Annotated in this window: 19 protein-coding genes; 9 read left to right on the forward strand and 10 right to left on the reverse strand. The window is 44.0% G+C overall.

All coding sequences use genetic code 11. The features are described 5' to 3' along the window. Positions 1 to 137: 137 nt before the first annotated feature. Both G457_RS23110 and G457_RS0118120 read left to right on the forward strand, forming a co-directional pair. Entirely contained in the window at positions 138 to 269 is a 132-nt protein-coding gene (locus G457_RS23110; protein WP_282705555.1) for a hypothetical protein, read from the forward strand. Positions 270 to 600: 331 nt separating this feature from the next. Next, entirely contained in the window at positions 601 to 1,020 is a 420-nt protein-coding gene (locus tag G457_RS0118120) for a hypothetical protein (protein WP_155847192.1), read from the forward strand. 61 nt (positions 1,021 to 1,081) lie between these two features. Here G457_RS0118120 and G457_RS0118125 read toward each other — a convergent pair whose 3' ends face one another. After that, on the reverse strand, positions 1,082 to 2,008 hold the full coding sequence (locus G457_RS0118125; RefSeq protein WP_026947715.1) for a nucleoside hydrolase: 927 nt from the start codon (positions 2,006 to 2,008) through the stop codon (positions 1,082 to 1,084). 103 nt (positions 2,009 to 2,111) lie between these two features. Here G457_RS0118125 and G457_RS21915 point away from each other — a divergent pair, with 103 nt between their 5' ends. Beyond that, entirely contained in the window at positions 2,112 to 3,764 is a 1,653-nt protein-coding gene (locus G457_RS21915; RefSeq protein WP_035484262.1) for a sulfatase family protein, read from the forward strand. A gap of 61 nt (positions 3,765 to 3,825) precedes the next feature. Here the strand turns inward: G457_RS21915 and G457_RS0118135 are convergent, their stop codons facing one another. Together G457_RS0118135 and G457_RS0118140 are read right to left on the reverse strand one after the other, a co-directional pair. Then, complete coding sequence (locus G457_RS0118135; protein WP_026947716.1) at positions 3,826 to 4,608, reverse strand: hypothetical protein; 783 nt, start codon at positions 4,606 to 4,608, stop codon at positions 3,826 to 3,828. Between the two features lie 6 nt (positions 4,609 to 4,614). Continuing rightward, positions 4,615 to 5,904: a T9SS type A sorting domain-containing protein gene (locus G457_RS0118140; RefSeq protein WP_155847193.1), complete on the reverse strand. Its 1,290-nt coding sequence runs from the start codon at positions 5,902 to 5,904 to the stop codon at positions 4,615 to 4,617. 126 nt (positions 5,905 to 6,030) lie between these two features. Here G457_RS0118140 and G457_RS0118145 point away from each other — a divergent pair, with 126 nt between their 5' ends. Next, positions 6,031 to 6,330 (forward strand): hypothetical protein, encoded by a 300-nt coding sequence (locus G457_RS0118145; protein ID WP_026947718.1) that lies wholly within the window; start codon positions 6,031 to 6,033, stop codon positions 6,328 to 6,330. On the opposite strand, the gene G457_RS0118150 is transcribed toward G457_RS0118145, so the two are convergent. After that, positions 6,314 to 7,822: a sulfatase family protein gene (locus G457_RS0118150; protein ID WP_026947719.1), complete on the reverse strand. Its 1,509-nt coding sequence runs from the start codon at positions 7,820 to 7,822 to the stop codon at positions 6,314 to 6,316. The two genes, G457_RS0118145 and G457_RS0118150, sit on opposite strands and share 17 nt — an antisense overlap. 161 nt (positions 7,823 to 7,983) lie before the next feature. Between G457_RS0118150 and G457_RS0118155 the strand changes: the two genes are divergently transcribed. Then, complete coding sequence (locus tag G457_RS0118155) at positions 7,984 to 8,790, forward strand: hypothetical protein (RefSeq protein WP_026947720.1); 807 nt, start codon at positions 7,984 to 7,986, stop codon at positions 8,788 to 8,790. Further along, positions 8,787 to 9,797: a S41 family peptidase gene (locus tag G457_RS0118160; RefSeq protein ID WP_026947721.1), complete on the forward strand. Its 1,011-nt coding sequence runs from the start codon at positions 8,787 to 8,789 to the stop codon at positions 9,795 to 9,797. Before G457_RS0118155 ends, G457_RS0118160 begins: the two co-directional genes overlap by 4 nt. 107 nt (positions 9,798 to 9,904) lie before the next feature. Here the strand turns inward: G457_RS0118160 and G457_RS21920 are convergent, their stop codons facing one another. The 5 genes from G457_RS21920 to tnpA all read right to left on the reverse strand — a co-directional run bounded on the left by G457_RS21920 (position 9,905) and on the right by tnpA (position 15,116). Continuing rightward, on the reverse strand, positions 9,905 to 10,708 hold the full coding sequence (locus tag G457_RS21920) for a GH25 family lysozyme (RefSeq protein ID WP_051260910.1): 804 nt from the start codon (positions 10,706 to 10,708) through the stop codon (positions 9,905 to 9,907). A gap of 12 nt (positions 10,709 to 10,720) precedes the next feature. Continuing rightward, complete coding sequence (locus G457_RS0118170; RefSeq protein ID WP_026947722.1) at positions 10,721 to 12,580, reverse strand: alpha-amylase family protein; 1,860 nt, start codon at positions 12,578 to 12,580, stop codon at positions 10,721 to 10,723. A 3-nt stretch (positions 12,581 to 12,583) separates the two neighbouring features. Next, positions 12,584 to 13,873, reverse strand: coding sequence for a M20/M25/M40 family metallo-hydrolase (locus tag G457_RS0118175; RefSeq protein ID WP_026947723.1), 1,290 nt, complete (start codon positions 13,871 to 13,873; stop codon positions 12,584 to 12,586). Positions 13,874 to 13,877: 4 nt separating this feature from the next. After that, the gene (locus G457_RS0118180) at positions 13,878 to 14,375 is read right to left on the reverse strand and encodes a DUF1648 domain-containing protein (RefSeq protein ID WP_026947724.1); all 498 of its coding nucleotides are present in this window, start codon (positions 14,373 to 14,375) and stop codon (positions 13,878 to 13,880) included. Positions 14,376 to 14,759: 384 nt separating this feature from the next. Then, positions 14,760 to 15,116: an IS200/IS605 family transposase gene (gene tnpA / locus G457_RS21925; RefSeq protein ID WP_051260911.1), complete on the reverse strand. Its 357-nt coding sequence runs from the start codon at positions 15,114 to 15,116 to the stop codon at positions 14,760 to 14,762. A gap of 450 nt (positions 15,117 to 15,566) precedes the next feature. On the opposite strand from tnpA, the gene G457_RS0118195 reads away from it, so the two are divergent. The 3 genes from G457_RS0118195 to G457_RS0118205 all read left to right on the forward strand — a co-directional run bounded on the left by G457_RS0118195 (position 15,567) and on the right by G457_RS0118205 (position 18,387). Then, positions 15,567 to 15,998 carry a DUF2147 domain-containing protein gene (locus tag G457_RS0118195; RefSeq protein ID WP_026947726.1) on the forward strand — a complete coding sequence of 144 codons (432 nt, stop codon included), beginning with the start codon at positions 15,567 to 15,569 and terminating at the stop codon, positions 15,996 to 15,998. Positions 15,999 to 16,083: 85 nt separating this feature from the next. Next, a complete protein-coding gene (locus G457_RS0118200) occupies positions 16,084 to 17,790 on the forward strand; it encodes a GMC oxidoreductase (RefSeq protein ID WP_026947727.1) in 1,707 nt (568 codons plus the stop codon). A 3-nt stretch (positions 17,791 to 17,793) separates the two neighbouring features. After that, entirely contained in the window at positions 17,794 to 18,387 is a 594-nt protein-coding gene (locus tag G457_RS0118205; protein ID WP_026947728.1) for a gluconate 2-dehydrogenase subunit 3 family protein, read from the forward strand. A gap of 191 nt (positions 18,388 to 18,578) precedes the next feature. On the opposite strand, the gene G457_RS21930 is transcribed toward G457_RS0118205, so the two are convergent. Next, entirely contained in the window at positions 18,579 to 18,998 is a 420-nt protein-coding gene (locus tag G457_RS21930; RefSeq protein ID WP_051260912.1) for a DUF2059 domain-containing protein, read from the reverse strand. Between the last annotated feature and the right edge of the window lie 17 nt (positions 18,999 to 19,015).

Below are 19,015 nucleotides of genomic sequence, written 5' to 3' on the forward strand. Positions count from 1 at the left end.
AAATAATTGTTTCAAAATTAAATTCTAGAAATTATGAAAACATCAGAAAACATCAGAAAACATCAGAAAACATCATTTTCTCTTATCAGCTTAAGGAATCTGTTTAGTTTGATTTTAGCGATGTGGTTTTTGGGATCTTGTCAGGAAAATTGTATCCCGCACTTACTTATGGACTGGGTAAAGGAGCCATAGAAGCCGTGCAAAAATGGGATAAGCCATGGGAAGGTATTCAAAAAGAAGGGAAGTATGCAGTTAAAGCGGTTTGGTAATATGAAAGCGACAGCCATTAGTTTACTTCTGTATTTAGTCTGCAGTAGTGTTTTAGGACAAAATTTATTTTCTGATCCACCGGAAGATTGGAGAAAACTTGATAGGGGGATGTCCTTGACGTTGGTAATCCCTTCTTTTATGACCTCGCCGCATAGTAATATGAGCCATTTGCTAGTACAAAATGGCTATCCTCCCATCCCCAGGGGTAGTTTAAATTATGGTTTAGGTCTGGCTTATCGAATAAAAAAATTTGAAATTGGTACAGACTTTTCAGTAGGGAGCCAGGTTTCTACAAATTATGATCAGAGGTCTGAAATTTTGAGAAGACCTATGACAGTAAACCTTTTTCTGAATTATCATCTGTTTAGGAAAGGCTCATTTACCTTTTATCCCATTCTGGGCTTATCCATGACAGATACGAATTTGATTGCTTCCAAGCAGTCATCGGTCACTGATGTGAACAGTCTTCTAGAGAATCCGGGAACTTCGGTAAACCTTCAGCATTTTTCAGGTGGATTGTTAACGGGATTTGGGGTTGCATTAGCGGAGCATTGGGTGGAAAGTACAGGCATCTTTAGGTTAAAGTTTGCTTACCGGGTTCCTTTTGGAAAAGGCTATGGCTGGGAGTCCTTTTTTGCGAATATCGAACCAAGCAGTCCACTTGATAATTTTCCTTATTTCTTTATTCAATTTGAGATGGGGGTTTTGGCAAATTGGAAAAAAGGAGATCCATGGATGGATAAATTCTAGAGTATCCAATGAAGTAATTTTTTAAAGCCTGAACTTGGGATTATTTCCAGTTCGGGTTTTTTTACTTTTTCAATAAACTCCAAAACTCCTGGTGCATCTTATCCGCATCGATCTCGGTATAGACTTGGACCACTCGAGGAGTATTTTCCGGAGGAGTCATGACCGATGAAACCGTCGCCCATTCGGGATGAATGTAAGCCATCACCAATGCCAAATCCCACATCACCCGGGTTTTGTCTTGTGGATTGTGAATGCGCCAGCGATCAGCCAAAATCTTTTCGATTGCCACGTTTTCATCCAGTCTAGCATAGGTCTCATCCCGGTCAAACTTCAAGGCAAAGGAAGTCGTCGTGGTCATGATGGTGAAGTCCAATCCTTCCAGATTCAAAAGATAATCGAAGGCATTTAGATCGCAGCGTATGTTGAATTCACTTTTGTTCCAAGCCCGATTATCAGGCGTGTACCAAGAACCGAGAGAATATAGCCGAATCTTGTCTTTGATATCCGGTGCCAGCATAAGGGCTGTAGCAATGTTGGTCATGGCCCCGAGGGTCAATACATGAAGCCTTTCATCCCCACTCATTTTTCTTGCTTCGGCGATGATGGCCTGAGCTGCGGGAGAATCTCTCGGGTCCTGCTGTCCCCACGCACGGCCAATCTGCCGGTCTGCACCCAAAGGATGGGGAATATCCATTCGTCCCATGGCTGTGAGGATTTCCTCATTGAGTCGCTGACTTTCTTCGACGGGCTTGAGTGTGGCGGTTTCATAGGCATTCCACTTTTCGAAGACATTCAGATCGGCATTGTTGAAGTGGGCCGAACTCAGCCCGATCAGATCAATTCCCGGCACTTTGACCAAATAGGCAATTGCATAGAGATCGTCCATTTCATTGCCTGTATCGGAGTCTAGCCAGACTTTTTGCTGGGAGAATGCGAGGCTTTGGATTAAGAAAAGATAAGAGAGAACAAGGAAAAAGGGGATTTTCATAGGTTTCTAAAGGTTTACCTCCCAAGATAAAAAGATTGTCTCAAAAAGGGTAGGCAAGCTAATTTCCAGAAAAGCTTATCTTAAGCGAATAAATCAATCCGCCATGCAAAAGCTTGTTCTATTCCTTCTCCTTGGCTTTTTTCTGTTCTCCTGCAAGGAAAAAACTCCCCAATCGGAACAAATTACCTATCCCGATAGACCCAACATCGTTTGGATCGTCGTGGAGGATATGTCTCCCGAACATCTGGAAAGCTATGGGGGCACAGGAGGGAAGACGCCCAATCTAAACGCTTTGGCAGCAGAATCTCTGCAATACCAGAATGCCTTTTCTACTGCGGGTGTTTGCGCTCCCAGTCGGGCAGCTTTGATCACTGGGACCTATCAAACTTCCATTGGGGCCCATCATATGCGGACTTTGGCTCCATCTGCAGCGGCAGGCGATGCTTATCCTCCAGGATTTAAGGGGTATTCTGCCGTTTTGCCTGAAGGAATGTGGCCCTATCCAGTATACTTGAGGATGGCAGGCTATTACGTAAGCAATAATGTGAAGGAGGATTATCAATTCCGAAGTCCGGGGATGATGTGGGATGAAAGCAGCCGAAATGCCCATTACCGTAACCGGCCTGATAAAAATCAGCCTTTTTTCTCCATTTTCAACTTTACCACCACCCATGAGTCCCAGGTTTGGGCTAGAGAAGGTCAGGACAGCTTGCTGGTGGATCCAAAGGACGTGACCGTGCCACCGGTCTATCCGGATGATTCCCTTACCCGAAGGACGATAGCCCGATTTATCACCAATGTGATGCGGATGGATGCCCAAGTCGGAGAGGTGATTGCCCAGCTGAAAGAAGATGGATTGTACGAGAATACGATCATTTTCTTCTATTCCGATCATGGGGATGGGATGCCGTATTTCAAGCGGGAATTGTATGATCGAGGGCTAAAAGTGCCACTTTTGGTGAAAGCACCTTGGCTGGAAGGAGGAACAAAAACAGATGAATTGGTCAGTTTTGTGGATTTTGGGCCAACACTACTTTCTTTGGCAGGAATTCCCATTCCTGAAAGTATGCAGGGACAGGCCTTTTTGGGTGAGCAAAAGTCGGAGCCTCGAAAATACATTTATGCCGCCCGGGATCGTATGGACTCCGAATACGATCGGGTAAGGGCAGTTTCAGATGGACGTTTTAAATACATCAGAAACTACATGCCTGAGAAGCCGAATTACCAAAATATCCAATATCGTCTTCAAAATCCCCTGATGGTTCATTTGCTCGAACTGAATGAAAATGGGGCACTCAATGAAAATCAAGCCCGCTGGTTTGCCCAAAGCAAGCCTGAGGAAGAGCTGTACGATACCCAAAGCGATCCTTGGGAGTTTACTAATCTGGTTGGGAATCCAGACTATGCAAAAAAATTAGATGAGCTGCGCAATGCCTACCAGGACTGGATCACAAAATACGGAGATCAAGGAGCACTCAACGAAATGGAAATGGTGAAGGCTATGTGGAATGGAGCCGAGAATCCACCGGTTACTGCGGAGGCTGCGGTGAGTTTCTCCGAAGGCAAAGTCACTTTAAGTTGCCCAACTTCTTCAGCTCTGATCGGGTGGAGAAAGTCTGGCAGCGATTCCTGGAAAATCTACACCGGACCTTTTGAGGCAGTGTTGGGAGATTCCATCTATGTGAATACCCATCGTATTGGGTATGAGGCTGTGGAGGTTTCCATAAAATTGGGTAATACGGATTTAAAAAATTAGGCAAATCGTGAACTAATGGGAAATAATTAGTTCGTTTTTCTGTGAAACATATTCAAATGGTCTATTTTTCATGTCCAAGCAGAGGATACAATAAGAAAAGTCCAAAATTCAAGGTTCGGACCTTAATTGTATCCTCGTAGGTTACAGATTGACTACCTCCGGGACTTGTACGGGGAAATATAGAGTAGTCAAAATCAGCCCGTTGATAACTGGCTTCCAAGCCTAATTGAAATTTCCCTATAGCCCTGGATACTTGCAGATTTCCTCCCGCTGTAATAGAGGATGAATTGGGTCTAGAGCCGACATGAGCCCATGTAAGAGTTTCGTTACCAACTGACCTTACCATCTCGTAATAAGGGTAGTTGATCTGTCCATAGCCTAGAAATATTCCCGATCGATATTCCCAACTTCCTTTTTTTAAAAAATATCCCAGTCCGGGAGTGATTGATAGCATGTTGTTATTTTCATGAGAAAAGCGAAAATCCAATCCGTAAAGATCATTGACGAAATCCTCCATTTCGGTAACAGAGATCGGATTGTTTGTAACACCTGATCTAAGAAATACATAAAAGTGACTGGCGAAATGATAATTAAGAGTTCCGTGAATAGAATAGCCTACTTTTGCAAATCCATTACTAGCCTTTGAAATACTCGCAAGATTGGGTATGCTGGAATCTGGAAAATAAATCGCAGCCTCTTCCATATTATTTCCTCCGAATACACCCAATGGAAAGGCAGGGCCTGCACTAACAGACAAGGAGATTCTTTGAGGTGGATTTTCCTGGGAAAAGGAAGATTGAAGCATAAAGCCAAAGAATAAAAGCAGAAGAAAAAGATTTTTCATAGGGAGCTATTTTGATAGGATTAATCGTTCTTGATGAATCATTTTCCCTTCAAAACTTATTTTAAGGATATAATCACCTTTTGGCAAGTCCGAAATATCAATTTTTTCACCACCTCTATAGCCTGAGATTTCCGACTTTGAGTTAGCATCAATTCCTTGAATTAGTAAATCAAAGGTCATGTCTTTACTTAGATCAATGGTTAATTCCTCAGAGGATGGATTTGGATAAACCTTGAAAGATCCAAAATTAAAAAAGCTGACATTTCTAGTGGATAAAATTGTCGATCCATTTCTCGCAGTTATCTTAAAACTAATGCTTCCACCTGAAACCATATTAAAAGTAACGTAATTTCCGGCGGTATTGATGGTTGTAATACTTCCCGACGTTCTTTCCCAAGTAAATGAATTGGCATTGGGGCAAGTTACGGTTGAAGTTACGTTTCCTATACCAATCTGATTAGTTGAATTTAAATTAACTCCTGTATTGCTACCTATAGAATAGTCTCCTTCGAGGCAAACATTAGTTTGGATTGTAAGAGTAATTTCTTGGATTTTGGACTGGCCGCAACTCGAGCTAATTGTTAATCGAAGTTTGGCTGTACCACTATGGATTGGAGTAACAGTGACAGTGGACTGATTTGTTGAAGAGGAAATGATGGCTTTTGAGTACCCTTCAACGATTGACCAATTATAAGTAACACCCGGTCGGTTAATTACATTGTAAGATACAGCATTTGTCCCGATTATTGTTTGAGGGCTGCCGGTAATTGGTCCAACGTAGGTCCAAAATTCAGGTGAACCTATTACTTGGCCACCTTGATAAAGGTGATAGAAGGATTGGTTTAGATTATGAGCTACCAAAGGGCCTTCTGTTCCATATTTGGAAATGTATTTTACGAAAGATCCTCCGACTACCTCTCTGACCGCCGAATGTTCTGAACCAATTAGGTTATAAAAGGCAATATTAGCATCCGCTTCATTACAGACCTGTAAATACTTGCCACTATTTTTAAAATCTGAAGCTGACTTGACACCTTGAGATGTGGGGCATGAATATGGAGCAGGAAGGAAAGTTTTATTCCATCCAGGAGAAGTACAGCCATTTTCGAAATAACTCATTACAAACCCGTGGCAGTTATAATTAGCACCTACGTGGCAATCAGAGAGTCTTTTAGACCCGTACAAGGATTCGTTTATTTTCCAGAAACTGTTACTTTGATCAGAAAAGCATACTGCTTGAGAAAAAGCAAGACTCCAATTAAGGAATAGTGATAGGATTAATACAAGTTTTTTCATTTTAAAAGTATTCAAATAAATTTATTTTAAGAAATCGACAAAAACAATAGGTAACCAAATTTTAAGGTTTAAAAATTTAGATAATTTATTCTTTTAGAATGAAATAGTTTAAAGTGGTAATGCCTCATGGAAAAAAAATATCAATGTGGTGACAAAGGAGACCTCAACGAAATGGAAATGGTCCGAAGTTGGTGGAATGGAGCCGAGAATCCACCGGTTACTGCGGAGGCTGCGGTGAGTTTCTCCGAAGGCAAAGTCACTTTAAGTTGCCCAACTTCTTCAGCTCTGATCGGGTGGAGAAAGTCTGGCAGCGATTCCTGGAAAATCTACACCGGACCTTTTGAGGCAGTGTTGGGAGATTCCATCTATGTGAATACCCATCGGATCGGGTATGATTCGGCTAAAAAAGCTATTGTTGTGAACTAGGCAAGCAGGGAATCTCCCTCACCGATCCAAAAGGCGGGCGAATCCGGTATTCCTCTATCTGTTTTTGCCAGTCGATATCCTTCATCTGATAGTCCGGTGTGTAGCGTACCTGATCCCAAAAGGTGGATCTTGGCTCCTCAAATCGGGGATCATTCGTCTCTTCCATCCAGACTAAAAGTTGCTGACGAAGGACAGTTTTCATTTCTGCAAAAGCCGGGTCATCCGCCAAATTATGCAGCTGATAAGGATCATTTTTCACATCGTAGAGTTCTTCTTCAGGCCGCAGGCCAAAGCTGAGTTGAAACAAATCCGGTTGTCCAGCCTCGGCTTTTCCCTCCATCGCCATAATCAAGAACTTGGTAATGGAGTGGTCCACATCTCCATATTGGCCAACCGACTGATGCACGGTCGGATCTCCGGCAGGATTTCGCTCAGGCATGGGATTCCAGATGTAGAGATAATCCTGATTCCTGACTGCCCGCATGGGATAGCTCAAATTGCCTTTCCGTACATTGGCATGGCGCTCTCGTTCGAGAAAAACTTGGTTTCGATCCTGCTTTTCTCCTGCCAAAAGCGCCCACAGGGATTGCCCGGACATGGAATTTTGCAATAGGCCTGCCGCCTCCACAAAGCTCGGCGCAAAGTCCACGAAATTCACAAAGTCGTGAATTACTGTTCCTGACTTGACTTTTTCCGGCCAACGAATGGCTAATGGCATTCGGGTTCCATAATCGTAAAGATTGGCCTTGGCTCGCGGAAAAGGCATACCGTTGTCACTGGTCATTACGATGATGGTGTTGTCGAGTTCGCCGATTTCTTCCAGCATCGCAATCAACTGCCCGCACTCCCGGTCAAATCGCTCGATCTCAAAGTAGTAATCCAAGATATCATTTCGCACACAATCATTATCAGGGAAAAAGCCGGGAACCACCACATTCTCCAATTTCATCCCAGTCTGAATTCCCGTATTTGCCACATAGTTCCGGTGTGGATCGGAGCTCCCAAACCAAAAAGTGAAGGGTTCTCCAGCCTTTCTTTCTTTCAAAAAAGCGTCAAAATCTGCAAAGCTTTTCCCAGCTGGATTATGCTCAAAACCTGTCACTTTAAACTCTCCCGGTCCCCAGCCTTTGCGGGTAGCGCCGGTGAAGTAGCCGGCTTTCTCCAAAATCTGCACATAGGTAGGATGCGCATTGGGAAACTCAGACCAGAGATTTCCCCCATCACCATTTTGATGAGGATAGCGACCCAAAAGGATAGAAGCCCGGGAAGGGGAACAGGAAGGCGAGGCGGTGTAGGCATTTGTAAAAAGTGCTCCTTCAGCTGCCAATCGGTCAAAAGTTGGGGTTCTGACTACCTTGTCTCCATAGACTCCCGCATGCGGATAAGACCAGTCATCGGCAATCAGGAAGAGGATGTTGGGTTGTTTGCTTTGGGCTTTTGTCACCAATAAGAAGCAGAAAAAAAGAAAAGTGGCTAGTAGGAGGCTTTTCATAGGCTAGGCATTTTCCTGAATTTAGTTTGCTATCGGGTTGATTCCAAAGGTATCTCTTGATTACAAGTGGAGAAAAAAATTAAACTCGATGCAACCATTGGGCTAAATCGTGCATCTACTACTTAAGAATTAACTTTTACTTTTGACCAAACCGCACTGTTTTGAAAAAAATCATAATCGTCTTGGTTTTGTTTTTGGGTTTCCAATCCCTCAAAGCCCAAGAAAAAGAAGGCTATTGGGGCTTGGCAATTGGTTTACGATCCCAAATCGTCCAAGACCAACTCATCACCCGAAGTCGCTATTCTGGGGCACCCATCTATTTCATGCTAAACCATGAGCGGCAAAAGCTTAAAAAACTTAGCAATTTCCAATTTGAAGGAAGCATAGGTCCATTGAAAACCAGGGAGTTTGAAATCAGGCAGAATCTGGGTAGATATCAGCAGCCACAGATCACTTCCTATTGGAATGAAATCACCTATTCCTCCCTTTTCCGGCTAATAGCTGATGAAAAAAGTGACTGGTGGCTCGGGCCATCCCTTTCCCATTTGATCCATGTGCGCTACTCTCCCCGCTGGGACAATAGCGCAATCAATTATGATTTCAGCGGAAATCTACAGGCAGAGCTGCGTTATCGAAGAGATTTTGAGCTTTTTGGTAAAGCGATGAAAGGAAACATTGGGCTGAAGCTTCCGGTAATCGGGTACATATCCCGGCCCATTTATGCTGGTGTTCCGGACTTTTTGGATCAGGAGCGGAGTTTCGAAAGTCAATTGTTTGAAAATACCAGCGTGAGTTGGCTAGGGGATTTTCCCAGAATTCAGTTTGATAACTTTATCGAGTTTCCCATCGCCGGGGGAAATAAAATCCAGGTGATTTACAATTGGGAATACTATTCCTTTCAGGATCCCAATCCGGTACAGACCGCCGCCCATACTTTTGGTATCAACTTTCTAATGCGCACCAAATGAAAAAGCTAACTGGAATTTTGACTCTAGCCATTCTCCTTCTCTGCGGATCTTGTGAGCAGCTGTTGTTGGATCCCCAACCGGACAATACGAATGCGGAGAACTTTGATATTCTCTGGGAAGTGATGAATGAGCGCTATTCGCTTTTTGACTATAAAAAAATCGACTGGGATAGTGTAAGAAATGTGTATCGTCCGTTGGCACTACAGGCCCAAAATGACACAGAACTCTACGATGTCTTTGCAGCCATGCTCAACACGCTTCGAGACGGACATGTCAATCTGCGAACGCCCTTTGACATCAGTCGGTACCTTCCCTATCTAGGCGAACCGGCCAATTATAGTTTTGATGTGCTGGAGCAAAACTATTTGGAAGACTACCGAATCACCGGCTATCTGCTAAATCAGGAAATCGATGGAGTAGGCTACATCCATTACCGCAGTTTTGCAACCCCTATTTTGGATTCGGAATTGGATATTGTCGTGGATCGCTTTAAAGGCCTGCCGGGGGTAGTTATCGACATCCGAAACAACGAAGGCGGAGATCCGGCAAACGGGCTAAAAATCATCTCCCGGATCATTTCAGAGCGAACCAAGTTGTATTCCTATCAGTTGAAAACCGGTCCCGGACCGGGTGATTTTTCGGAGGAAAAGGAAGTTTTTTTAGATCCTGACACAGAAAATCCCAAATTTTCTGGACGAATCGTGGTGCTGACCAATCGGACGGTTTACAGCGCGGGAAGTTATTTTGCTGCCTACACCAAAGCCTTGCCTGAGGTGGTGCTGATGGGAGATGATACCGGGGGTGGCTGCGGCGTGCCTGCAGGCTACGATTTACCGAATGGCTGGTATTTCAACTACAGCAGTACGATTGGTTACACGGTAGACGGGCTTAACTTCGAAGGAGGAGTCCCAGTTGACATCCGTGTAGAAATGACTCCTGAGGACATTGCGGGAGGCCGAGATCCTATTTTGGAGCGGGCTATCGAGTATATGAAGACGGGGCGGTAGTGTATTACTGTCCAGCTGTTCAGGATTTGTAATCCTGAACCTTGATCATAGGATTTTCAATCCGTGAAAAAAAGATTACAAATCTTCGAAAAGAAGAGCTGGTATTATTATTCAGGCATTTTCAATTTATGAAACTGGAACCGTCCACCACGCAGGATATTCAAATCGATTCTTTCACCAATTCCCTCAATACTGCCCTTCTCAGAAAACTGCCAGATTACCCAGTTCTTGGTTTCCGGCTCTAGAATATGATTGTAATTGGCCACCCAAATAGGATAATGGTCGAAGCCTTGATTATGTAGAATCTCCCAGAAAAAACGATCGCCCGTATAGATCATCGGTTTTACTCCAAAATGTGATTCAACCAAATTCAACCAATTTTTGATTCCCTCTCGCAATCTGTCTTTGGATTGGATGGTGCTGTGCTTTTCGATATCTAAAATTGGGATCAAATTTCCCGATTTTAGTTCAACAGTTTTGATATAGTTTTCTGCCTGATGGGTACTGTTTTCATTGGGTCTATAGTAGTGGTATGCACCCTGGGCTACTGGCAGATTTTTGGAAGCTTCCCAGTTTTCAAAAAATCTTCTATCCACCCCATTATGTCCCATGGTGGCACGAAAGACCAGGAATTGAACGGGGCGATCTTGAAGCTGAAGTGTAAGCTTGTTGAAATCAATTTTCCCTTGATACTGGGAGATATCGACACCTAAAATTCCATCTGGAAATTCCGTGAAGACCCGCTCGAATTTTTCAGTTTCTGTCCAAACTGGAGTCTTTCGCGTATGGTCTGAAAATTCCCGTTTAATCCCCTTACCGTATTTGATAAGAAAGATTGTTCCAGCAATTAATACAAAGAAGATCAGAGAAGTTGCCCAAATCGAGGATTTAGAAGCCTTTTTCCGAGGCATAGAATCAAAAAATTATTTCACATCAAACACCGCCGACTCCCAAGGGCCAAAGTCCAAATCAATTTCAGCCCCTTCATCCGTCACCCGAAGAATGGCCTTCTTTTTCCCAAACATCACTTCCTTGATCTCCCGCTCTCCCGCTTTCAAGTCCCATGCCTTGAGCAATTCCGGAGAAAGTTTGAGTGTTGTTTTCACCGATTGGAATTCATCAAAGTTGGTTACCACTATTAGCTTCTGGTTTTCGTCCCAGCGGGCAAAAGCAAAGGCTTTGTCTGTGTAGGCTATATTTTGCTTTCGGTTGAAAGAATGCAATTCCATATACTCTCCCATCAGCGCCGAACTGTTTCTGGTGAAGTTGAGCACTTCAGAGTAGTAGTTTCGCAGCGCTTTTTCATTTTCCGACAGCTGTCCTCCATCAAACTTCCCTCCATTCATCCATTTCTGATGTTGCGGTACTCCGATGTAATCGAAAATGGAGGTTCGGCTAGGGTCGCCAAAACCTGGATCCTCAGCTCCCGGTTCTCCAACCTCCTGCCCAAAATAGATCATGGTCGGAGATGTGGAAACAGTTGCCGAAACCACCAAAGCAGGCATGGCTTTCCAGGGATTTCCGGCAAACTCCGGACTGGCAATGCGCTGCTCGTCATGGTTTTCCAGAAAGTGCAGCATGTGGTGCTCAATGTCTTTCAATCCTTCCAGAATAGGCACCAAATTATCCGTCGAACCATGACCCTGCATGATATGCTTCAGGGTGTCGTACAGCTCCACCTTGTCGTAGAGGTAATCCATTTTTCCCTTGTGGATATAGTCTCTGTAGAGACTTGGGTTGTACACTTCGGCCAGAAGAAATGCTTCCGGATTGGTCTTTTTGATATGGGAATTCAAATAGGACCAGAACTCTACCGGAACCATCTCGGCCATATCAAAGCGGAATCCGTCCACTCCTTTTCCCAACCAAAACTGGGTGATGTCCTTGAACTTTTTCCATGAATCCGGCACTTCTTTGCCCTGCCAAAAGTCATAATGTGCTTTCCAATCCAAGGAATCCGCGCCGGTAGGCAGTTCGTCAAAATCCTTTTTTCCATCGGGACTTACTCCATAATTGATTTTGACGGTCTCGTACCAATCATAGAAATCAGGCTGAGCTAATCGGGAACCATTTCCGGTCCATTTGGCTGGATTTTCCTCAAATTTTCCATCCGCTAAGGGATGCTTTTCTCCGCCTAGCGGCTGGTAACCGTTTTTGGGTTCGGGTACCTGAAAGGCTTCTCCCGGGATATAGTAAAAGTTGTTATCCTTGGTATATTCTACAGATGTATCATCATCCGCTCCGAAATCTTTCACTCCTTCGGGATTGTTTTTCCCCTCGTAATGCCGGGAAACATGATTGGGTACGATGTCGATGATCACTTTCATCCCATGCTTATGAGTTCGGGCGATCAAAGCTTCAAATTCCTCCATCCGCTTGGTCACATCCACGGCCATATCGGGATTGACCTGATAGTAATCCCGTACGGCGTAAGGGGAACCAGCCCTTCCTTTGATCACATCCGGATCATCTGAACTCACACCGATCTCCGGAAAATCTCCAATCACTCCATGATGCGGGACTCCCGTGTACCAGATATGGGACACCCCAAGCTTTTTGATCTCTTCCAAGGCAGTATCTGTGAAGTCGTTAAACTTCCCAACACCGTTTTCTTCCTTGGTTCCCCAAGGTTTGTTGGTGGTATTCGTATTGCCAAAAAGGCGGGTAAAGACCTGATAAACGACTATTTTCTGGGGTTTCATAGGCTCGGGTTCTTGGGGTTGGGGAGCTTGGCAGGAAAGGGCTGCTGCTACCAAAACCGCCGGGATTAAAAATTTCTTCATCAGTTATCGAGTCAATCGGTACAGTAAAATCGTATTTCTTTTGATCAGATCGGGGAATTGCTTCATGTTGATGGTTTCGCCTGGAGCGTGCGCACCGCGACCCGAAGCACCCAAACCATCCAAGCCGGGAAGAATCTCGGCCACATAGGCGATATCCGCTGCGCCTCTGCTTCCCGGATCGCCCGGCTTCACTTCTCCCAATCCCATATCCAAACTGACCTGATTCAGGACAGCTGCCAATTCGTAGTTTTCTTCCCGAGGGCTCATAGATGGTATCCCATCTTGGAATGTGATTTCAGCATCGGTTTGATTGAGATTTCGATTGACTATTTCCTGCATTTTTGTACGGGTTCGCTCTTTTTGTTCTTCTCCCAAAAAGCGCAAATCTCCAGTCACGTAGGCTTCTCTTGCCACAATATTGGTTTTTCCCAAAGCTTCTCCTTTTCCTGTTTTCGAATCGTAGGAAATATCCGAACCGCCGATAATTTGTCCCGGGTTGAAGGTGAGGTACTGCTCACCGGCCAGTTCTTCCCGAAACTCTGTCAAAATTCGGGCAGCTTCATAGATGGCGCCATAGCCCACACTTTCGCGGAAAACCCCACTGGAATGACTTTGACGGCCAGTAGTTTTCAAAGTCCAGCCGCTGGAACCTCTTCTGGCAACTGTAACCGTATTGAATCCCTGAGCAGTCTCATAACCTAAAGCGATATCATGAGACTTGGAACGCTCTATAAAATCTCTCCTAGAAAGCTCATTGTCCCCTGAACTTTCCTCATCTCCCATAAAATACACAGTCACGGTTCGGTCCTCCAAGAGTCCGAGTTCGTGTAGCGCTTTCAGGCTGGCAAAAACCAGCACATCTCCGCCTTTCATGTCATTGGCGCCTTGTCCGGTGGCAGTGCTGTCATTCAGCCAGGTGAAGGGAGTGAAGGGCATGTCTTTTTCAAAAACCGTATCAATATGCCCTATCAGAAAGAGTTTTTTGCCTTTCGTTCCTTTCCGAGTTGCCACAAAATGCCCTGCTCGGTTCACTTCCGCAGGCACTTCGACCCACTCGGTTTGAAAGCCGATTTTTTCAAATTCCCGGGCGAAAACACGACCTACTTCCCGCACGCCTTCCTTGTTCAGCGAACCGGAATTGATATTGATGACTTCCTCGAGAAGTGCGACGGTCTCTTGGTAGTTTTTGTCGATCAGTTCTATCAGTTTCTGCTCGTCTTTATTGAGTTTTTGCTGCGCAAAGGAGAATAGTGGTCCAAAGGCCAAAATGAGGATCAGGGTGATTTTTTTCATCTTTTTAGGATTTGAATTTTCGTGATTTCAACCAATCAGGAATGATGAATATAGAGGGTATCCCGAAAAGTAAAAATAAAGTGATTGACTTGAAGCCTGTAGGGAGTTTAGTTTGATTTCCCAAACCGATTTCAATCGTATTGAAGGTTAAAAAAAGGAAGGTGAAAATGACAGCTACATTCAGTATACGAATCATTCTTCCATATTTCTTTTTCTGAGATTCGCTTTCACTTGGATTAACTTTGAACGGCAGATTAATTAATTCGGGAAGGGTACTGATAAATCGAATTATCAGGTACATAAAAAAACCAAGGATTGGAAAAACCCAAATTACCCCCTTTCCCGCATAGGCATCAGGAAGACCATCCGATCCAAAATGTCTTGGTAGACTGTCTGGAAGTCTTTCATAAAAAATAGTGGGAATAGCAAAGAGGGCTAGGATTGCAATTATACCTAGAATATCAAGGGTCAGATCAAAAGGATGAATCCTGCTTTTTTTCATAGGCGAAAAATAGGCGAAAATTTGGGTGGTGACAAAGTTGGAATTTTAATCAGAGGATATTGGATTAAAAATTTGATACGGATCGCCCCTTTGGGGCTCTTGGATATCGAAATCTATGGATATTACCCAGAATTGAATTCTGGGTTAGAACAGGGCGTGCCGTTGGCACTTTTCTAACATCGGAAGATTTTTAAGTAGCACCAAAGGTGCGTCCTGTAATAGGCCCAAATTCAATTTGGGGTATCAAATTAGGGGTTTAAACCCCAGAGCCCTGAAGGGGCGACCTGTATTGAATCAATCCCATACATATTTCTCATCATATTCAATCCGATATTCCTCTAGAAACCTCCTGTACTCGGTTTGGAAATCTGTTTTTTCGTGATGCTACTTTTGATTTTGGATATATCTTTTGACCGTATCCAATTTGGATTGGCTGACAGAAAATACGCCATAACCCTTTTGCCATTCGAAATTGTGATGGATTAGTTCCTTGTATTTTATGGAACTGGAGATTTTGACATTTTTCACCAAATCGGCAATAGTGATTGTTCGTGGAAGTGTGCAAAGCCAGTGAATATGATCCGGCATCATGAAAATTTCTTCAGTGAAACTGCCCAAATTGGCTCCAACTTTCACAAAATAGGCTTGGGCATTTGGTCTGATTCGACCTGAAATCATCGGTATTCGATTCTTGGTAGAAAAAACGATGTGGAGGTAGATTTTTACTAGGGACTGAGGCATGGTTTCAAAAATTTTATGTTGTGAAAAATGGGTTACAGATCGTGCCTGCCTGACGGTCAGGCAGGCCTTTGGCACTCTTAAAAATACAAAATTGATTAGAAACCCAGAATTGAATTCTGGGCATTCAAAGGGCGTGCCGTTTGCACTTTTCTAACATCGGAAGATTTTAAAGGAGCACCAAAAGTGCGTCCTGTAATAGCCCCAAATTCAATTTGGGGTAACAATAGGAATTCCAGGGATTGGAGCCCTGAAGTGCCAGTCCCGATGAGCAATAGCGATATCAGGAGGGCGATCTGTCATGTTCTAGATTATTTGATCAAACCCATCAGAATTTTGACATGAATCAAAAGTCAATTCCCTTCTAATTTCAAGTTTGAATTTTAGCTATTTTCGACGCAAACCAAGTTAATAGGACTTCGTTATTCAACATAATCACCAAATTCAATCAATATGAAAACCCTATTCGCGAGCTTCGCTATTTTTCTATTTTCCGCCCTGACAATTCAGGCTCAAGATGCTGATGCTATTTTGGGAGTTTGGAACAATACCGAGAAAGACGGACGGATTGAAATTTACAAGGAAGGCAATAAATATTTCGGGAAAATCATTTGGCTAAAAGAGCCGACTGATAACGGCAAGCCTAAAACCGATGAAAATAATCCGGATGAATCTCTGCAGGATAAACCCATTTTGGGCCTAGAGATCTTAGAAGGATTTACTTTTGAGGATGGTACTTGGGAAGATGGGACCATCTATGACCCTAAAAATGGGAAAACCTATTCCTGCGTGATGACATTGAAGGACAAGGATATTTTGGAGGTTCGAGGGTACATTGGTGTTTCTTTATTTGGGCGTACGGTGGAATGGACTAGGGAAAAGTAGTAGCTATTCTCCCCTTTGGTCAGAAATTGACTGAGTATTACATTAAAAATTTGGCTAATATTAGGCCTTCAACAGACCTATTAATATGGCCAATTTTAATATCGATGCCGACAAAAGCCTAACCTACGACGCCATTGTCATCGGATCAGGAATTAGTGGAGGCTGGGCAGCAAAAGAACTTTGCGAAGCCGGACTAAAAACCCTTGTCCTTGAACGAGGACGTATTGTGGAGCATGTGGTGGATTATCCTACCATGACGCTAGATCCTTGGGAGCACGAACTTCGGGGCGGACTCACTCCCGAGCAAAAAGCCAAACACCCAAAAGGTGGAAGATCGGGCTTTATCGGAGCTTTCAATGAGCATTTTCATGCCAATGATCTGGAAAATCCCTACACGGAAGTCAAGCCGTTTATGTGGGTGAGGGCTCATCAAATGGGTGGTCGATCCTTACTTTGGGGAAAGCAAACCTATAGATGGTCGGATTTGGATTTTGAAGCGAATGCCAAAGATGGGCATGGGGTGGATTGGCCTATTCGATATAAAGATATTGAACCTTGGTACACCTACGTGGAGAAATTCGCCGGAATCAGTGGGGAAGCTATAGGTTTACCCCAGTTACCGGATTCTCATTTTTTGCCTCCGATGGAACTGAATTGTGTGGAAAAACACGTCAAGGAGCGAATTGAGAAAGACTTTAACGGCAGAAATCTAATTATCGGGAGGGTGGCTCACTTGACCGAACCCTTGAATGGTCGAGGAAAATGCCAGTTCCGTAACCGCTGCGATCGAGGTTGTCCTTATGGAGCGTATTTCAGTTCCAATGCAGTGACCTTGCCTGCAGCCAATGCCACAGGCAACTTGACCATCCGACCGTTTTCCATCGTGCAGTCTGTGGTCTATGACGAGCAAAAAGGGAAGGCCTCTGGGGTGCGTATTATCGACGCCGAAACCAGCGAAGAGATTGTTTACAAAGCCAAAATTATTTTTGTCAATGCTTCCACGCTGAGCACTACCCAGATTTTGATGAACTCAACTTCAAACCGATTCCCAGATGGTTTGGGAAATGACAGCGGAGAACTTGGACACAACTTGATGGATCATACTTATCGAGTCGGTGCGATGGGAACTGTTGAAGGTTTTGAAGATCAATATTACAAAGGTCGCAGACCAAACGGAATCTATATTCCGCGCTATGTCAACCTCAAAGATGGACCTCAGTCGGATAAATTTGTCCGTGGCTTTGGTTTCCAAGGTGGAGGCGGCAGAGCTGGCTGGGGAGCAGGCAGCAATCAGGAAGCTTTTGGAGGAGATTTCAAAGACGGTCTTATGAAGCCGGGACCTTGGGAGTTTTTCATCACTGGTTTTTCGGAATGCCTTCCTTACCATGAAAATCAGGTTTACTTAAATAAAGATGTGTTGGATAAATGGGGTCAACCCACTCTTTCCATAGATGCGGAATGGAAAGCCAATGAACTTGCACTCAATGATCAGGCGAGGCAGGATGCCAAGGAAATGCTGGAGCGAGCCGGGCTGAAAGATGTCATGGAATTTGACAATAAACATGAGATGGGCTTTGGAATCCATGAAATGGGAACTGCCCGAATGGGTAGAGATCCAAAAACCTCCGTTTTGAATGGGAACAATCAAGTGCATGGATGTGAAAATGTCTTTGTTACCGATGGAGCTTGTATGACCTCTTCCTCCTGTGTCAATCCTTCCTTGACCTACATGGCACTCACCGCAAGAGCTGCCAATCATGCCGTATCTGAACTCAAAAAACTCAACCTCTAAGCCATGAACAGACGCGACGCACTTAAAAAATCCGCTCTGGCACTGGGAGCAGCTGCTGGAGCTCCTACTTTACTGAGCTTGTTACAGTCCTGTGCCCAGCAGGACCGATTGACCTGGACTCCTCAGTTTCTGTCAGAAGACCATGCTATATTTCTGTCCTCTTTCGTGGACTTCCTTTTGCCCAAAACCGAAACTCCCGGTGGTTTGGATGTGAAGGCAGATGTTTTCATCGACCTGATGTATGCTAAAACCTACGACGAGGAAGGGCAAAAGCAGGTAGTCGCCGAAATAGAAAAGTTCAATGCGGACTGTAAAGAAAAGTACGGAAAAGTATTTGCTGAGCTTTCTGAAGAGGAAAAAGCAGCCTGCTTCAAGGAGCAGGAGGCTAATTCTCCAAAATTTGCCAAAAAAGTATGGGGAGGAGATGTAGGCCCTCGGGAGCCAGTCGGGTTCTACAGAGGTCTGAAATCCACCGTACTTTGGGCCTATTTCAGTTCGGAAGAAATCGGAAAAAATGTCCTGAGCTATGATCCAATTCCTGGAGAATACCGGGGCTGTATGCCACTTTCTGAAATAGGAAACACTTGGAGTTTATAAAAATCAAAGCCGGGTTTTGCCCGGCTTAGTTTTTCTATTATGGATATTCGCTTTCTTACCAGTATTGACAAAAAGTCGGCTTATTGTCTGCTGAATGGATCAGAATCCGGAAGCTTCGGACTTCGGTCTTCCAACCAGTTAAGCAAAGAAAATAAGGGAAAGGCATGATTGCTGATAATCAGATTTTCTAATTATTCAATACCTGATTTTTCCATCAGTCTTTGAACAATCTGCATCGCGTAGCGCTGACCGATCTGCATGGTTTCTCCTGAGAGTTGAGGGTTGATTTCCAAAGTTTTCTTTCCGATAGGAGAGGAGTAAAACTCAATCAGCTGAAGCATTTCTTCCTCAGTGTAGTATTTTTTGTAAACTTCCCCAACTTCAGCAATCAGCGCATCAGAAGTGATTTCTGCTTTGAATTCATCCCAAAACTCCGCAGGCACTGAAGCGGAAAATGCCGGGTTTTGCTTCATCATGTCCACCATTCCACTCATGGATTCTCCGATTTGCATGGCTTCCATCAATCGGCTGACAGTTTCATCGGATTGAGCCTTTGAGATGTTTGGAAGGATCAAACAAAAGAGGGCGATTGAAAAGATAATTTTTTTCATAAATCAAGAATTTAAAA

It is taken from the genome of Algoriphagus marincola DSM 16067 (assembly GCF_000429405.1).
In the GTDB taxonomy this organism is placed as follows: Bacteria; Bacteroidota; Bacteroidia; order Cytophagales; family Cyclobacteriaceae; genus Algoriphagus; species Algoriphagus marincola.

What these genes read in the sequence shown, in the direction of transcription:
- G457_RS0118120 (WP_155847192.1), top strand. Translation starts at nt 601, where the DNA reads ATGACAGTAAACCTTTTTCTGAATTATCATCTGTTTAGGAAAGGCTCA.
- G457_RS0118125 (WP_026947715.1), bottom strand. Translation starts at nt 2,008, where the DNA reads ATGAAAATCCCCTTTTTCCTTGTTCTCTCTTATCTTTTCTTAATCCAA.
- G457_RS21915 (WP_035484262.1), top strand. Translation starts at nt 2,112, where the DNA reads ATGCAAAAGCTTGTTCTATTCCTTCTCCTTGGCTTTTTTCTGTTCTCC.
- G457_RS0118135 (WP_026947716.1), bottom strand. Translation starts at nt 4,608, where the DNA reads ATGAAAAATCTTTTTCTTCTGCTTTTATTCTTTGGCTTTATGCTTCAA.
- G457_RS0118140 (WP_155847193.1), bottom strand. Translation starts at nt 5,904, where the DNA reads ATGAAAAAACTTGTATTAATCCTATCACTATTCCTTAATTGGAGTCTT.
- G457_RS0118145 (WP_026947718.1), top strand. Translation starts at nt 6,031, where the DNA reads ATGGAAAAAAAATATCAATGTGGTGACAAAGGAGACCTCAACGAAATG.
- G457_RS0118150 (WP_026947719.1), bottom strand. Translation starts at nt 7,822, where the DNA reads ATGAAAAGCCTCCTACTAGCCACTTTTCTTTTTTTCTGCTTCTTATTG.
- G457_RS0118160 (WP_026947721.1), top strand. Translation starts at nt 8,787, where the DNA reads ATGAAAAAGCTAACTGGAATTTTGACTCTAGCCATTCTCCTTCTCTGC.
- G457_RS21920 (WP_051260910.1), bottom strand. Translation starts at nt 10,708, where the DNA reads ATGCCTCGGAAAAAGGCTTCTAAATCCTCGATTTGGGCAACTTCTCTG.
- G457_RS0118170 (WP_026947722.1), bottom strand. Translation starts at nt 12,580, where the DNA reads ATGAAGAAATTTTTAATCCCGGCGGTTTTGGTAGCAGCAGCCCTTTCC.
- G457_RS0118175 (WP_026947723.1), bottom strand. Translation starts at nt 13,873, where the DNA reads ATGAAAAAAATCACCCTGATCCTCATTTTGGCCTTTGGACCACTATTC.
- G457_RS0118180 (WP_026947724.1), bottom strand. Translation starts at nt 14,375, where the DNA reads ATGAAAAAAAGCAGGATTCATCCTTTTGATCTGACCCTTGATATTCTA.
- tnpA (WP_051260911.1), bottom strand. Translation starts at nt 15,116, where the DNA reads ATGCCTCAGTCCCTAGTAAAAATCTACCTCCACATCGTTTTTTCTACC.
- G457_RS0118195 (WP_026947726.1), top strand. Translation starts at nt 15,567, where the DNA reads ATGAAAACCCTATTCGCGAGCTTCGCTATTTTTCTATTTTCCGCCCTG.
- G457_RS0118200 (WP_026947727.1), top strand. Translation starts at nt 16,084, where the DNA reads ATGGCCAATTTTAATATCGATGCCGACAAAAGCCTAACCTACGACGCC.
- G457_RS0118205 (WP_026947728.1), top strand. Translation starts at nt 17,794, where the DNA reads ATGAACAGACGCGACGCACTTAAAAAATCCGCTCTGGCACTGGGAGCA.
- G457_RS21930 (WP_051260912.1), bottom strand. Translation starts at nt 18,998, where the DNA reads ATGAAAAAAATTATCTTTTCAATCGCCCTCTTTTGTTTGATCCTTCCA.